A 15,754-nucleotide genomic window follows, 5' to 3' on the forward strand; every position below is an offset into this window, starting at 1 on the left:
ATATGTGGTGGCTTGCTGTTTAAAAGTGCCATCTTGAGTTTGCGCGGTTGGCCGCATAAGCAATTCTGCATTTAAAATACCAATCGGCAAACCATGGTCACGCAATTGCCGTGCGGTTCCGACTAATTGTCTTTGTGCATCGCGATTGGTTAAATAAACAATACGTGCACCGCTTGAATATAAATCGCGGACATATCTAATCGCACTGGTTTCGGGAGTATCGTATTTTAAATATTCGTCAGTAAAAAATCTTTGCGACCAAAAAATAGCCGCATTATTTAATACAGCCTCTTCAGTAATGCCCACACCACGTAATGTATCCGCAACCATATATTTCACTTGGGCAACCGTTAGATAGCTAACAAATTGAGCAAACTGGGGACGCGCCTTTTTAAGCTCAGCATCAGAATACTCACGTAAAATTTGCAAGATACGGCTGCGATTATCAAAAAGGGTGCCTTCAAGATCAAAAATCACAATTGGTTTTTCGCCGTGCGAATAAGCGTTACGCGTTTCGGCCAACACTTTATTTAAAATGGGATTTTGAAAACCAACCGGTGCTGGTGATGGCGGCGGCGCTGGAGTGTCAGAAGCTGCCCCAGCGGCGAAAGCAACGTTATTGATGCTCTTAACAATACTCGAACTCGAACTTGCTTTAGTTATTCTTGCAGACGTTAAGATGCCAAAAAATAAAACGAGGGCAATGGACAATAAAAAAGCACGCTGGAGCATCAACTAACTCCTTTTTTTAACAATATAATGACAATTGCAGTATTTACATTATGCAGAGCATATAACTTAATGCAAATTAATATTTTAGTAAAACCACCATTGACCAAAAACTAATTCTAAGGCCACAATAGCAAAAACATGATTGTTCCACCGCCAAGAGACAGCTGGGCTGATGCACTTGCAGAGGCTGAACCTTATCGTAACGCTGATTTTTTAGCGCACTACCAGGGACTTGAGCAAGCTTGTCGACTTACTGCCACAATTCTTGAAAACCACCCAAATCGTGAAACTATTTTAGAATATATTGAACCATTGCCTCCTGAAAGCATCGCCTTAATTAAACAGTTACAAAAGCGTTAAATATATGGATGTCATAGCAACATTACAACGACTGACTGCGATACTTGAAACAGAAGCGATAGAATATGCTATTGGGGGAGCTATCGCATTAAGTTACTGGGCTGTTCCCAGAGCTACTTTAGATATTGATATTGGTATTAACGTTGAACCAACCACCATTCCGCAATTATTGGTTACCCTTGAACAAGCTGGATGCATAGTTAATCATGATACTGCCATGATTGCAGCAGAACGCGGCGATTTTGGTGCTCGTTTAAAGGATGTACGCATAGATATTTTTTTACCAACACTACCATTTGCAGCTGACGCCTTTGATCGTAAAATTCGGGTACCATTAGCTGATAACTCCATATGGATACTAGCTGCTGAAGACATCGCCCTTTATAAACTTATCTATGGCCGCACCAAGGACTATGCCGATTTAGAACGTTTATTTAGCAGTCAACTTGATCAACTTGATCTTACCTATCTTGATAAATGGATAAATAAACTTTTCGCCTCAGACGACTCAAGAAAGCATTTTTATTTAAACTTACGTGCAAAAATAATAAAAACTCATAAAGTATAATTTTGCTCGCATATTGCTGTTCATAGTGATTTAACAAATTAATTTATTGATTTTTAGGTATATATTTGAACTTCATGTGAGGTATCGTGATTCAACTTTTTCATGTCTATAAATCCTATGGGGATGACATACAGGCGTTAGTCGATGTCAGTTGCGAAATAGAAAAGGGTGAATTCGTCTTTCTTACCGGCCCTTCGGGTGCAGGCAAATCTACCTTGATGCGTCTGATTTTTTGCGCTGAAAGACCAACGCGCGGGCAACTATTAGTTGGAGGGCGCAATATCGCACGGTTGTCTGCGCGGGCAGTACCGTATTTGCGGCGCAATATCGGCGTTGTCTTTCAAGATTTCAAATTATTACCGCGTTCAACTGTAGCACAAAATGTTGCCATGGCTCTTGAAGTTGTCGGTGCCAAACCACGCATTGTGCGACAAAAAACTTATGCAATTTTAAAACAAGTTGGCTTAGTGCATCGTATTCATCACTTACCCCCTCGCCTTTCAGGTGGTGAACAACAGCGTGTTGCTATCGCTCGTGCTTTAGTAAATGAACCGCAAATTCTTCTCGCTGATGAACCAACTGGAAATCTTGATCATGAGCGCGCCCAAGAAATCATGGATTTACTCGAAGCTGCTAACGCTAAAGGTACAACCATTATGGTAGCCACCCACGACCAACGCTTGCTTGAACGCAGCAAACGAGTCGTCTCTTTAACCCAAGGTCGATTATCGAGTTAATTATGATAGCGCGCTTAATATATTTTATTAATAAAGCTCTGGCCTCAATAAAAGAGTCGCTTTGGATTAGCGTGATTACCACGGTTACTATCGCCGTTGTTTTACTCGCACTTGGCTCGTACACTTTAGTAGTACGTAATTTATCGCAACTTGCACAAGTATGGGGCAAAGTCGCCTCAGTAGCAGTATATCTGCAAGATGGTATAAGCGAAACCCAATGGGAATCTTTACGCATTGAACTTGCCAAACATCGTTTAGTAACACAAGCAACACTCATTCGCCCACAAGAAGCATTAGCGCGTTTTAAAACTCGCGGCCCTGAAGCAGCAGCGCTGGTAGAAGGTGTAGATGCTCGTATTTTACCAGCTTATATTGGCTTAATGCTAGCGCCTGGTAGTAGTGATCTTACTAGTGTTAGTGTTCTGGCAAAAGAGCTTGAAGCAAAGCCAGAAGTAGCCTTGGTTGATTATGGTCGTGAAGAATTTCAACGCCTACAAGCGCTATTAAATCTTTTGCACTATGCCGGTATCATCGGTGCCCTTTTAATCGCCTGTGCTACAATATTCATTGTAGCTAATACGGTGAGGCTAACTGCATATGCGCGACGCGAAGAAATTGGCATTCTCGGCCTAGTTGGTGCAACCACTTGGTTTATTCGTATTCCCTTTGTCATTGAAGGGGCGATTTGGGGAGCAGCCGGCGGCTTGCTTGCTGCAATTATCATGTGGCTGCTTGATCGCTTGGTAGCACCTACTATTTCAAATATAATTGCTGATGTACTTGGTGGTTTGCAAATACGCTTATTTGCACCTGAAGTAGCTTTGGCAGCAATTGTTGGTGGTATTATCTTAGCTGCGATTGCCAGTGGTATTGCCGTACGACGTTTTCTTGATACGGAGTTGCGGTGATTGCTTATCTTCTTGCATCCTCGTTGCTGGCAATTAGCGCCGGTTCAGTTTTAGCTGAACTTGAACAATTTGATCGCCGGCTGGTTAACACCGAACTACAAATACAAGAATTAGAATCGCAACGTGCAACCTTAGTGGTCGATATTGCAGGTTTGTCAGCTGAGCAAGCAACTGCAAAGATCCGCGAACAAGAAGCTTTTACAAATTACCGTATGCGAGTGAGGGCTTTAGCGCGTATGCCCGTGGGTGCACGCGTTATACTATTAGGTAATTCTAGCTCTCTACCTGATTATTTAGAAACCTCACAGATTTTACGCTGGGTTGCTACTCATGACCGTAAATTACATAAAAAATATTTAACGCAATCTTTGCAACTAAAAATGTTAAAACGCGAAATTGTTTCTCGCGAACAAAAACTGCAAAATACTATTGATAATATTCGCAAACAACGAACTCAACTTGCCCGCAAACGCCAAGAACGTGCCAATTTTCTGCGCTCACTACTTGCTAACCGCGATAGCATAAATGGTGCTGCTGCAACAAAACGTCAAGCTCACAATAATATGTCTCTATTGTTAAGCAAGCTTCATCCAATAGGACAACTAAATGAAGTTTTCGCTAAAAACAAAGGCAAACTACCTTGGCCGACAGCCGGTAAAATAGGTGCTGGTTTCGGCGATACTATCGAACCGCTTTACGGTACTAAAATATCGCATTCGGGTCTCGATTTTCTTGCTGCTAATGGGACTCCGGTAGCATCAGTGGCTGCGGGCAATGTGGTATTCGCTGGCTGGCTTAATGGTTATGGTCAATTAATAATTATTGATCATGGCAATGATTATCACACTCTTTATGCCCACTTATCATTAATAAAAGTTATGGTTGATGATACGGTGGCCCAAGGGGCGATGATTGGCGCAGTTGGTGACACTGGTTCACTAACCGGTACACACTTATACTTTGAACTGCGACATCAAGGTATTGCTCAAGATCCACAAACCTGGCTGCGACGTTAAAAATTGCACTATTAATTTATTTGATTTTAAATCACGAAGAGATGCTTGATGAATCAACTTAATGAACCAACCATAACAACTTCAGGCATTACCCGCCCCACCGCGCTTGAAGTTGATCTTGCAAAACTCACTGCAAACTATCATGCCGTGCAAAAACATACTGGGGTGGCGGTTATGCCTATCCTTAAAGCTAATGCATATGGCCATGGTTTAATCGAAGTTGGTCGTCATTTTGATCTCTTGGGCGCATCTTATCTTGGTGTAGCTTATCTCGAAGAAGGTATCAGCTTGCGTCGCGCTAATATTCAAGCGCCAATTCTGGTCTTAGGTGGCATTGTTGGCAATCAGATCCCTCATTTTATTGAATACAACCTAACCCTCACCGCCTCATCAGTAGATAAACTGCAAGCCATATCTGAATGCGCTGCGCATATGAAACAAACAGCGCGTGTGCATTTAAAGATCGATACCGGTATGGAACGTATTGGAGTGCACTGGTATAGCGCCGAAAAACTAATTAGTGCTGCTCGTGATTGCAAAAATGTTTTGGTCGAAGGCATCTTTTCACACTTTGCCAACTCCGACGCACCTGCAACCACACTTACACATGCACAATTACAACTTGAACGCTTTAATGAGGTCTTGCACTTTTACGATAAGCATTCGCTAAAGCGCCCACTAGTGCACATGGCTAATTCTGGCGCGGTGTTGCAGTTGCCTGAATCATACTTTGATATGGTGCGACCAGGTCTACTGCTATATGGTGCTTATCCCGCAGATCATATTGCCCGTACCATAAAAGTAAGCTCCGCGCTGCGCTGGAAAACCCAAGTAGTCTTTTTTAAAGTAGTCTTACCCAATAATCCGGTTAGTTATGGATCTTTATGGAGACCAAAGACCCAAACTCGTGTTGTTACTCTGCCAGTGGGCTATGGTGATGGCTATATGCGTGCTATGACCGGTAAGGCCGAAGTATTAATTAATGGCAAACGCTATCCCGTGGTTGGACGCATTTGCATGGACCAAGTCATGGTCGATATTGGTAATGATAGTGCCTACAATGGAGATGAGGTAGTGCTATTAGGCAGCGATGGTAAGCAACTTATTAGCATAGAAGAAATGGCGACCTGGGCTCAAACTATTGCTCACGAAATTTTAACCAGCATAAATACTCGGGTACCTAGACTTTACTTCAATCGTTTACAAAACCCTGCAAAGGTTAAAAATTGAAAATGAATCACCTTAAAATCTTTAAAGTATTGCTATTTATTATTAGCGGTTTTTTTTCTGGTGTGATTGCCACCTTGAGCTTTAACGCCATCGCTGGCAATGCTGCAGGTGAAATAATTTTAAACAAACTTGAGATTTTAGCTCAAGTATTCGGACAAATCGAAAACCAATATATTGACGCGATTTCACCAACTAAACTGGTGTATAGTGCTGCAAAAGGGGTGGTATCTGCACTTGATGAACATTCTGCATTTTTTACCCCCGACGAGTTTAACGAAATTATAAACATAACCGAAGGCGAATATGCCGGAATTGGTATCGAGATAGACTGGGAAAATAAAACACCTAAAATTATAACGATACTTGCTAATTCACCAGCATCGCATAGTGACCTTAAAGTCGGTGATAAAATTGTTGCAATCGACGATGTAGCTATCGCTGACTTAGCAGAAGAGTTAGTACTAAAAAAAATGCATGGGCCTGTGGGTAGTAAAATCACCCTCAGTATTGAACGCCTGAAAGAAAACACGATTAAAAAAATTACTTTAGTGCGTAGTTGGTTGCGTGTCAGTCCGTTAATTTCACGAAACCTCAATGATAATATTATCTATGTACAAATTAAAACATTCTCACGCCGGGTTTCATTTGAACTTAAATCGCTTTTAGCCAAAACTAGTGATGCTAGTGCTATGGTGCTTGATTTACGCGGCGACCCCGGTGGGTTATTCGATGAAGCGGTAGCCATAGCTGATTTATTTTTACTAGAAGGACCAATTGTTACAGTCGTTGGTCGCAATGGAGTTACTCTTGAACGCTACCATGCCAACATTCAAGGCAATGAACCACAATATCCCATTGCCGTATTGATCGATAATGGTACTGCATCTGCCGCAGAGATTGTTGCTGGTTCTCTCACAGATCGCAATCGTGCAAGATTGTTTGGTAGTAAAACCTATGGCAAAGGCTCTGTACAAAATATACTTAATTTAAGTGATGGTTCTGGCCTTAAACTTACCGTGGCGCGCTATTACACCCCCTCAGGTAAAACCATTGATAAACAAGGAATTTCTCCTCATGAAGTAATTCAAAAAACCGCAGATAAAGATGAACCGCTTGATGCCGCGCTCTCATGGCTGCATTTGCAGTTGGCCCAGGTGCGCGCTGAAAAAATGAATTCAGGCCAATAAAAATAAAAAGTTTCACGTAACTATTCCTATAAGCTAAGAGCTTTCTCGATAAGTGCTGGTTCTAAATGGGCAAGGTCGTCGGGTCGTTCGAGAAATGGTTGCAAGTCAGTCATGACTTCGGCCCAATCTAAAGAATGCAAACGAGCACAAACAGCCTCACGCCAATCAACCGCATGTATTGGCGCATGAGTTTGTGCAAGCGCATGGGTTAACATTGCAAGGTTGGGTTCAAGTATGCGTTTATCGGTAAGAAACCAGACCAGATCAAACCAATCTCTTCCTTTATTATAGGGGCGACAAAGAATTGCGTGGATTTTACCAGCGAATAGCGAGGCTAGGTCATTGTGACGTAAGGCTACAGGGTAAAACTTTTGCATCAGGGTTACCTCGGTCACCGCACCTTCGGGTGGTTCGCAGTCAATCTCAAGTTTGATTTGCATTGATAGACGTTGGTCTTTTGTCCAGCCGATATCGTATGGGATCCCTATGTAACGAAAAAAAGCACTAGCAACCGTGCGACTGGATTTTGCCTTGGTGCTGACATTATAACCTGCTGCCTGCAGGTCGCGGGTGAGTCGACTAAATAACGCGTTTACATCAAAAGAAGTCTTTGGGTTGTTCGGCTCATGCAAAAAAACTGTGGAGAAGTCGAGATCTTCAGAAAATCGAGGTAATCTATGCAGAAGTCTAAGCGCCGTACCGCCAACGAAACTCAAATGACGAAAGGCCCCTGCAGTATGCAGCAGTCGTAATAGATAGACCTGTAAGTATTCACGAGCAATATTGTACCTTTTTTCGTTACTTGTAGTGGATGTGATTTGTAGAAGGTGATCTTTCATGGCACTATATCATTCCAACCATCCTCTTGTTTCACGAGTAATTGCCTCAGACGTGACATGGTATGCCAAAATTGCGGTTTTTTAGTGCGTGTGGCTATATCAGCAATTTCTTTCCAATCGAGTTGCTCGGTGTTCTGTAGTCGTAGTTCGTAAAAACGGGCAGCAGTCAACTCGCCTTTAGAAAAATAGAGAAGATCGGCAAGGGCTTTATCCGGTGTTGCAACGAAAATCTTGTGTCCACTTACAAACATTTCTTGGTAGCCAAAAAACCATGAGAGTGGTGCATGTTTATAATCGAACTGACCTTCTGCGGTTGCGAAAATTGCTGCTCGTTTAGTGGTAACCGATTGTACCACAGGCACGTTCTCAGGGATCATCTGATAAATTGCTAAAGCGCGTTCGCAACTGACATATGAAGGGGAAAGTAGTAGATTGGCGATAACCTCAGCAGACGGGTGGTTTCGTCGCAGGTGCTCAGGCAGTAAATAAACACCACGTCGTAATTGTATAAGCTTGCCAGAAATTATCCAACGGTTAAGCTGCACTGATAAAGCTTTAGGGTCGAGCCCCAAAGAACGTAGCCCAGCAGATTCGATTACTGGGAGATCATTAGCAAATTTAAGCAATTCCTCGTAGTGCATCAGATATAATTTAACATTTATGATAGATTATTGCAATTTTCGGGTATCAGGGATTTCAAGGCTGTTAGTTGAGCGATCTTAAAGTACTTTTTCCCTCGCCCACAATAGCGTATCTCTTATCTGTGATATTAACTCGCAATAGGTCATCTCGCGGCTTTCTTCTGAGCGCAAGGTTACCGATTTATATAAAGTCAGCAAGGTATGAGCTAAACGCTTAAGTAGCATCACCACCAAAGCGCCATTGGCAACATACTACTAACAAACAATCGGGATTGAGTAGCTATAAGTTCATCGTTTTCATAAGTATAGCAAACTACCTTGAATATAGTTTTATTATGCGGCCACATAACGCCGTCGTATATTTTTTAATTTATCTTGGCGGTATTTGCCTTCGCAACCGAGCGCATATAAAGCTTGCACACTAAAAATTTGTTGCCCTTGCTTTGTTCATTAATAGTTATAGGTTTATTATCGCCTAATAGTAACTTGATCGTTTTATACATTACTCAATTCATGATAATTGGCGCTTTGCGTTAAAAATTCAAGTAATCTTCCCCGACACATTGCGCTCTGTGACGAACCCATGTACATCGCCTTGCGGTGGACTAAATTAAAACTAATTTAATGCGGCAAATTAAAAGTTTATTTGAGGTTATATGATGTCAGACGTTGATTCTTCGGCATTAAAAGCACTTGTACGTATAGCTGATCAACCACCAGCTGAAATGCCGACTCTGATTCTTGATGATTTTGTGCCATTTCCAGGGCCGGTAGTACCTCTTTTGTTAGATCGTGAAGAACGTCGTCGCGCAGTTTTACACGCTCGCCACCACGGTGGTTACGTACTTTTAATCAACAAAACGCAAGATGCCGAAGGACAAAGCGATAACAAAGAAACTCCAGCTCCTAATTTAACCTCCTTTGCTGATGACACTGAAATCGAAACAATTTCAGAAATCGAAACTCCGAAAATCCCAGCAGATACTAAACACCCTGAAATAAATCAAAACGATGATTCTTTAGATGAATTAGCTAAAGATGAAGAACCAATTCCTAGTACTGGTCTAGGTGTTAAAGTTGAGCAACTGCCGATAAACCTCGCTGAGTTGTTGCCCATCGGTATCATTGCCAAGCTAGTGCGAGTATTTCCGCTGCCTGATGGTCGTCTATCAGCCCTGGTAGAATTAATTAGTCGTGCTCGTTCTATTGAAGTAGTGCGAAGTGATCCTTTCGCGATTTTACGCATTTTATATCCGGTTGAAATAGAAGGTGAAAATACTGAAGAAGCTCAAGCTATTCACCGGCAATTACGTTTAAAACTTCAATCTTTTTTTGAAGCGCACCCCAATGTTTCTGATGAAGTTAAGCTCGCCGCTATGGCTTTAGATAAGCCAGGGCTTATGGCTGACTTTGTAGCCCAGCATTTGTCGCGAGATTTTAACGAGCGGCTATGGTTTTTAAATGAGTTAGACATTCCTATCCGTGTTCGTCGCGCTTTAGAAATTGCTATTCGCGAACTTGATTTATTGACCATAGGCAATCGAATTAGCCAAGAAATACGTGATAAAGTAGAAAAAAATCAACGCGAGTATTTTTTGCGCGAACAGCTTAAGGCAATTAGGCGTGAACTCGGTGAAGAAAAAGATCCAGCCAAACTTGCGGTTAGCGAGCTTGAAAAAAAACTTAACGAGGCTGGTTTACCACCAGTGGCCCGCAAGCGTGCTGATGAAGAATTAAAACGTTTACAGTTACTACCTGTCGAATCGCCTGAGCATAATGTCGTAAGATCATATCTTGACTGGATAGCAATGTTGCCGTGGTCGAAAATGACCGCAGATAATGCTGACCTTGAACGCGCTCGTAGTATTCTTGATAAAGATCACTACGGTCTTGATGATGTAAAAGAAAGAATTCTTGAATTTTTAGCTGTACGCCAACTCAACCCTAAAAAAGCTGGTAGTTTGCTGTGTTTTGCTGGTCCCCCTGGGGTTGGTAAAACATCGTTAGGCAAAAGTATTGCTAACGCCTTAGGCCGCGAATTTTATCGTTTCTCAGTTGGTGGTATGCGTGATGAGGCCGAAATTAAAGGGCATCGTCGTACTTATGTTGGTGCAATGCCTGGGCGAATTTTACAAGGGCTTAAACAAGTTGCAACGGCTAATCCCGTCTTCATGCTTGATGAGTTAGATAAAATCGGCAACGATTGGCGTGGCGATCCATCAAGCGCTTTACTTGAAGTGCTTGACCCTGCGCAAAATAATGCCTTTAACGACCATTATTTAGACTTACCCTTTGATTTATCACGAGTAATGTTCATCGCTACCGTAAATGTAAAAACCGAAGTGCCAGACGCCTTACGTGACCGTCTCGAAATAATTGACTTGCCTGGCTATATCCCCGAAGAAAAATTAGAAATTGCTGCTCGTTATTTGCTACCACGTCAACGAGTTGATGCAGGTCTGACTAAAACAAGACTCAGTGTATCACGCAGTGCTATAATGCGAATTACACGTGAATATACCCATGAAGCTGGGGTTCGAGAGCTTGAACGCCAAATGGCCCGTATTTGCCGTAAACGTGCTGCTGAAGTAGTAAAAGGTAATCACGACAAAATGCGTATCGGACCAGAAGAAGTACCAACCTACCTTGGTCCCCCAAAAATACAACCAGATCGCATCGAACGTCGATTAAAGTCTGGAGTCGTTTTGGGCTTAGCGTGGACGCCAGTTGGTGGTGATGTATTATTTATTGAAGCTACATCTATGTCTGGCAAAGGGGGCCTGCGATTAACGGGTCAACTTGGTGAAGTTATGAGTGAGTCAGCCAACTTGGCACTATCTTATGTACGTACTCATGCAGAATCGCTGCAAATTGATCCAAGTATTTTTGATCAAAAAGACCTGCATGTGCATTTTCCTGCTGGTGCTGTAAAAAAAGATGGTCCTTCAGCAGGTGTTACCATTACCACAGCGTTAATTTCGTTATTAACTAACCGCTCTATCAAACCTCACTTAGCGATGACCGGAGAAATGACGTTACGTGGTGAAGTTTTACCTGTTGGTGGAATTCGCGAAAAAGTAGTTGCCGCTCGTCGCAGTGGTATACGTACGGTGATCTTGCCAGAACGCAACCGTGCTGATGTTGAAGAAATTCCCGATGAAGTACGCCGCAGCGTTAATTTTATTTATGCTGCTGTTTTTGATGATGTACTTAAAGCCGCCTTGGCGACAAAACTTCAAAAAAACGAAAAATTCTCCAAAAAGTGAGAGGCGAAAAATAGGCAAATGGCCATTACCGCAATAAAAGGGATGAACGATATTGTACCAGGCGCGCGTGACCTCTTTCTTGATAGTGCCATTTGGGATCGTGTTCTTGCGCCTGCTACTTCTGTGTTAGCGAGCTATGGCTATCGCCAAGTTTTACTTCCAATCGTTGAAAATACTTCATTATTTGCTCGCAGTATCGGCAGCGAAACCGATATTGTAAGTAAAGAAATGTATAGTTTTACTGACCGCGGTGGTGAAACATTGACCCTAAGACCTGAAGGTACCGCTGGCGCTGTACGGTCATATATAGAACATAATTTTGGGAAAACAAGCCCTTTGCAGCGTTGGTGGTATTTTGGCCCGATGTTCAGAGCCGAACGTCCACAAAAAGGTCGTTATCGACAATTCTATCAAATAGGGGCTGAGTTATTTGCTGCTGGTGCACCTACTGCCGATGCTGAAATGATAATTATGCTAGCCCGTTTATGTGAAGCTCTGGGGCTTGACCAAGTAGGTATTCGCGTCAACAGTCTTGGTGATAATGAAAGTCGAATCGCATACCGAGAAACCTTGACAAAATATTTGTCAACCCACCAAAACGAATTATGCGAAGCTTGTCAGCGGCGTTCTAACAGCAATCCATTAAGGGTTCTTGATTGCAAGCGTACCTCCTGCAAAGCTATTGCAGAAAACGCTCCAGACATCATGCAGTCGTTTTCTAAAACAGCACAGCAGCACTTTGAGCAGGTCTTAGACCTACTTGCAAATAACCGTATAGAATATCAACGTGACCCCCGTTTAGTACGTGGTTTAGATTATTACACCGGTACTATCTTTGAATTTACCAGCAAAGCTTTAGGGGCCCAAGACGCTCTTTTAGGTGGTGGCCGCTACGACCGCTTAGTTAATGAATTAGGCGGTCCAGACATTCCAGCAATTGGTTTTGCTGCTGGTATTGAGCGCTTAACTTTAGCAGTTGCAGAAAAAGCAGCAAAAGATCGTATTCAAACTTTAGATGGCCCTCACCTTTATATCGCTTCAATGCCAGGTGCAGAAAAATTGGCGCTTTCGCTAGGCGATGCGGTACGATCTCAACGACGACATCTGGTTGAAGTTGATGTCAGTGGCAAAGGTCTTAAAGCCCAACTTAAACGTGCTGATCGCGCTGGAGCTCGTTTTGCTTTAGTATTAGGAGAGGATGAACTTGTGTCAGGCAAAGCAAAGCTAAAAGATTTAAGGTCTGACTTGCATCCAACTGAAGGTTTGGCCACGATGGTAGAACTGAACGGTAAAGCGCTCGTTGCAGCGCTCGATGCAGTGACTTTAGTCGCAAGTGGAGCGAAATCATGAAGCTATGGATTACATTAGTAACTACTGTTGGCTTTGTAGTAGCTTCTGCTGCAACAGTGATGGCAGGTAAAGATCGCTACGAGGTTGGTGAAGATATACCAACATTTACCCTGAAAGCACTCAATGGCGATATCTTAGGTGAAAGCTATATTAGCATTGACCGCTACTTCGGTGAAGCTGCCAAAGAGCCTAAAAAAGTCATAATGTTGTCGTTTTTTGCCACCTATTGTGAACCTTGCAAACGTGAAATGCCACTCTTAGCTGCTTTGCATACTGCTTATAAAGAAAAAGGCCTACAAATAGTATTGGTGTCTATCGATACTGAGCCTGAAAAAATTGAGGTTGCCAAAACCCTTGCCAAAGAAAACTATATTCGTTTTCCGTTACTTTCTGATCGTTTTAATATCGTTGCCAAACGCTTTTTTATCTCAAAATTGCCTAACAGCTATTTGATTAACTCTGCAGGCAAGGTAACCATGGTCAATATTGGCTATAACGAAGATATTTCTAAGCGTTTAATCGACGAAATTCGCAAAGGTGTTGGAGAACCATTAAGTGAGCCCATTCCCGAAGCAATCACTGAGCATATCGGCCATAAAGGATCTCCTGATATAGTAAAGGTCAAAGGTGAGCCTGAGACAGAAGAAGACTCTACAGCTACCGTAGAGACAAGTGATACAGAAACAGAGGTAAACCAAGATAAACCAGCCATCGACACAAAAACAAAAGCAAAAGGCAAAAACAAAGGCAAAGTTAAAAACAAAGGAAAAGCTAAAACCAAAGGAAAAGGAAAAACCAAAGGCAAAGGAAAAAAAGGTAAAGGCCGCGACAAGTAAAACACCACCGTTTCCAATGCATACGATGAGTTTATTTTCTGTTGCGTCAAAGGGTTCTTAAAGCTGGTAGAAATGTTGTTTACTGAAAGACTGGCGACGTCCTTACAAGAATCACTTGCTGGTGGGCAGTTATCTTTGGCATTAGGCGCTGCTTTTCTCGGTGGTCTTTTAACTTCATTTACAGGTTGTGTCTATCCGTTAATCCCCATTACCGTTCGTTATTTCGGTGCCATGCGCGGCGCCAGTCGCTTACATGTATTTTTACGTGCCATATCTTACGTAGGAGGCATGGTTATACTCTATGCTTCACTTGGTACCGCGTCAGCTAGTATGCAAATGGTGTTTGGTGCCGCGCTAGCAAGTCCATTGGTTATCGCTATTATTGCCGCCTTTTGTTTTGCCATGGGCCTTTCAATGTTGGGATTATTTACCATTCAACTGCCCACTGATGTAAATACTCGGCTTACTCGTATAGGTGGTAATGGTGTAGGTGGCGCATTTTTAATGGGACTAGTAAGCGGTATTATTGCAGCACCATGTACCGGCCCCGTTTTAGCCGTGATTTTAGCGTTAATTGCTGTCGAACATAGTATCTTTTTTGGCTTTGCCTTGATGATTTCCTTTGGTTTAGGAATGGGGCTGCCATTTTTAGCCTTAGCTTTATTTGGCAGTGTCTTTGCTAATTTTTCAATGGCTAAAGAATTCTTTGGTAGCGTTAAAATTGCCTTAGCTAGCATTATGTTTATTGTTGCAATTTATTTTTTAGATATCGCTGTACCACAATTAGGTGATGTATTTGCTAAGTTACCCAAAAATATCCCAATAGAAATAATTCTTTTTGTCATCGGCTTAGCCGCGATGTTTTTCTATCAATCACAAAAGAGTAGACTGCGATCATATTTTCTAAAAATTATTGCGGTACTTTCATTATCAACCGCTGGAAGTCTTATTGCTGTTGATCGTAGCATCGCTATTGATAACCATGCTAATTCACAAATATCCTCATCCAATCAAAATGCTGGTAATGCTAACTCTATTGAATATATTAAGTGGGAATTATCGCATGATGTCGCTATAGCTAAAGCTCGCGCTCAAAATCTACCCGTAATAATCGATTTTGGTGCTGAATGGTGTGAGGCTTGCAAAGAGCTAGAAATCAAAACTTATGTCGACCCATTAGTCCGCAAAGAAGCTCAGCGTTTTGTAACCATTAAAATTGATGCAACTAATATTAATGATGATATGCAAAAAATTTTAGATCTCTACGAGGTTATGGGACTGCCTACTGTCTTATTTATCGACAGTACCGGGAAAGTACTTAAGCAACCTCGTGTCTTAGGTTTTGTCCCCCCAAAACGCTTTGTTGAAATAATGAAGCTAGTGCAATAGTTGCTTTATCATTCACTTAGAGCAGTTTCCTCTTGAATTGATCTACTGCGACACGACATACCTGCCTGCAGCTGGCGGCCTCGTCGTTTCGCTGCTCGAAATATGTCCAATATTCCTGCGCTGCTCACTCCTCGGGCGCCACCTTCGGCTACGGTCTGTCGTGTCTCGTCACGCTCACTTCAAGAGGAAACTGCTCTACAATAACCGTCGCATGCATAACCGTATAATATTGGCTGGTTAAATTAGTAATACCAACTGTATTAAAAATACGCGTATATATACTACCCGCTGGAATAAGTGTACTTGTAAAAGAATCATCTGAATTTAATGTAGTAGTAATAATATTGGGTTTGCTATCTTTATTAAAAAAGGATAATTGTGATCCTGCATGTACTTGAATACAATTGGGTTGAAAACCATAATCTTTCAAAATAATGGTTTCAACGGTTATCGCATTAACACCATTACACTCGTTATTATTTTCTATATTCTGATTATCTTTATTATCTCCGCATGAAATAAAAAAAATAGTAGAACAGCATAAACTAAAATAAAATATTTTATAAATACTTTTACAAATTGGCAAACTTAAATATTTATTACATCTTGTTACAGCGCTTTTCAATTGGGTTGAGCGTATACGAGAGTGTGTAGACCGTCGCCGAGTTAAGCACCCGAGGACCAAGCAGCGCAGG

The 15,754-nt window shown here is 42.0% G+C and carries 15 protein-coding genes; 11 read left to right on the forward strand and 4 right to left on the reverse strand.

Annotated elements, in window-relative coordinates; all coding sequences use genetic code 11:
* The coding region (locus JW841_10490; protein MBN1961363.1) for a hypothetical protein at positions 1–732 on the reverse strand (732 nt) is incomplete at its 3' end.
* A gap of 138 nt (positions 733–870) precedes the next feature.
* On the opposite strand from JW841_10490, the gene JW841_10495 reads away from it, so the two are divergent.
* From JW841_10495 to JW841_10525, 7 genes are all read left to right on the forward strand, one after another.
* Positions 871–1,092 (forward strand): hypothetical protein, encoded by a 222-nt coding sequence (locus tag JW841_10495; GenBank protein MBN1961364.1) that lies wholly within the window; start codon positions 871–873, stop codon positions 1,090–1,092.
* 4 nt (positions 1,093–1,096) lie between these two features.
* Positions 1,097–1,660, forward strand: coding sequence for a hypothetical protein (locus tag JW841_10500; protein MBN1961365.1), 564 nt, complete (start codon positions 1,097–1,099; stop codon positions 1,658–1,660).
* Positions 1,661–1,746: 86 nt separating this feature from the next.
* Positions 1,747–2,397 (forward strand): cell division ATP-binding protein FtsE, encoded by a 651-nt coding sequence (gene ftsE / locus JW841_10505; protein MBN1961366.1) that lies wholly within the window; start codon positions 1,747–1,749, stop codon positions 2,395–2,397.
* Between the two features lie 2 nt (positions 2,398–2,399).
* Positions 2,400–3,305: an ABC transporter permease gene (locus tag JW841_10510; protein ID MBN1961367.1), complete on the forward strand. Its 906-nt coding sequence runs from the start codon at positions 2,400–2,402 to the stop codon at positions 3,303–3,305.
* Entirely contained in the window at positions 3,302–4,321 is a 1,020-nt protein-coding gene (locus tag JW841_10515) for a peptidoglycan DD-metalloendopeptidase family protein (GenBank protein ID MBN1961368.1), read from the forward strand. Before JW841_10510 ends, JW841_10515 begins: the two co-directional genes overlap by 4 nt.
* A 48-nt stretch (positions 4,322–4,369) precedes the next feature.
* Entirely contained in the window at positions 4,370–5,551 is a 1,182-nt protein-coding gene (gene alr / locus JW841_10520; GenBank protein MBN1961369.1) for an alanine racemase, read from the forward strand.
* A gap of 2 nt (positions 5,552–5,553) precedes the next feature.
* Positions 5,554–6,738 (forward strand): S41 family peptidase, encoded by a 1,185-nt coding sequence (locus tag JW841_10525; protein MBN1961370.1) that lies wholly within the window; start codon positions 5,554–5,556, stop codon positions 6,736–6,738.
* 26 nt (positions 6,739–6,764) lie between these two features.
* Here the strand turns inward: JW841_10525 and JW841_10530 are convergent, their stop codons facing one another.
* Positions 6,765–7,577, reverse strand: coding sequence for a nucleotidyl transferase AbiEii/AbiGii toxin family protein (locus JW841_10530; protein ID MBN1961371.1), 813 nt, complete (start codon positions 7,575–7,577; stop codon positions 6,765–6,767).
* Positions 7,574–8,218, reverse strand: coding sequence for a type IV toxin-antitoxin system AbiEi family antitoxin domain-containing protein (locus tag JW841_10535; GenBank protein ID MBN1961372.1), 645 nt, complete (start codon positions 8,216–8,218; stop codon positions 7,574–7,576). Before JW841_10535 ends, JW841_10530 begins: the two co-directional genes overlap by 4 nt.
* A gap of 656 nt (positions 8,219–8,874) precedes the next feature.
* Between JW841_10535 and lon the strand changes: the two genes are divergently transcribed.
* The 4 genes from lon (at position 8,875) to JW841_10555 (ending at position 15,059) form a co-directional block, all read left to right on the forward strand.
* A complete protein-coding gene (gene lon / locus JW841_10540; protein MBN1961373.1) occupies positions 8,875–11,484 on the forward strand; it encodes an endopeptidase La in 2,610 nt (869 codons plus the stop codon).
* Positions 11,485–11,502: 18 nt separating this feature from the next.
* Complete coding sequence (locus JW841_10545) at positions 11,503–12,834, forward strand: histidine--tRNA ligase (GenBank protein MBN1961374.1); 1,332 nt, start codon at positions 11,503–11,505, stop codon at positions 12,832–12,834.
* Positions 12,831–13,670 carry a TlpA family protein disulfide reductase gene (locus JW841_10550; GenBank protein MBN1961375.1) on the forward strand — a complete coding sequence of 280 codons (840 nt, stop codon included), beginning with the start codon at positions 12,831–12,833 and terminating at the stop codon, positions 13,668–13,670. Before JW841_10545 ends, JW841_10550 begins: the two co-directional genes overlap by 4 nt.
* Positions 13,671–13,742: 72 nt before the next feature.
* Entirely contained in the window at positions 13,743–15,059 is a 1,317-nt protein-coding gene (locus JW841_10555) for a thioredoxin family protein (GenBank protein ID MBN1961376.1), read from the forward strand.
* A 148-nt stretch (positions 15,060–15,207) separates the two neighbouring features.
* On the opposite strand, the gene JW841_10560 is transcribed toward JW841_10555, so the two are convergent.
* Positions 15,208–15,684 carry a hypothetical protein gene (locus JW841_10560; GenBank protein ID MBN1961377.1) on the reverse strand — a complete coding sequence of 159 codons (477 nt, stop codon included), beginning with the start codon at positions 15,682–15,684 and terminating at the stop codon, positions 15,208–15,210.
* Between the last annotated feature and the right edge of the window lie 70 nt (positions 15,685–15,754).

The sequence above is a fragment of the Deltaproteobacteria bacterium genome (assembly GCA_016931625.1).
Lineage (GTDB): Bacteria > Myxococcota > XYA12-FULL-58-9 > XYA12-FULL-58-9 > JAFGEK01 > JAFGEK01.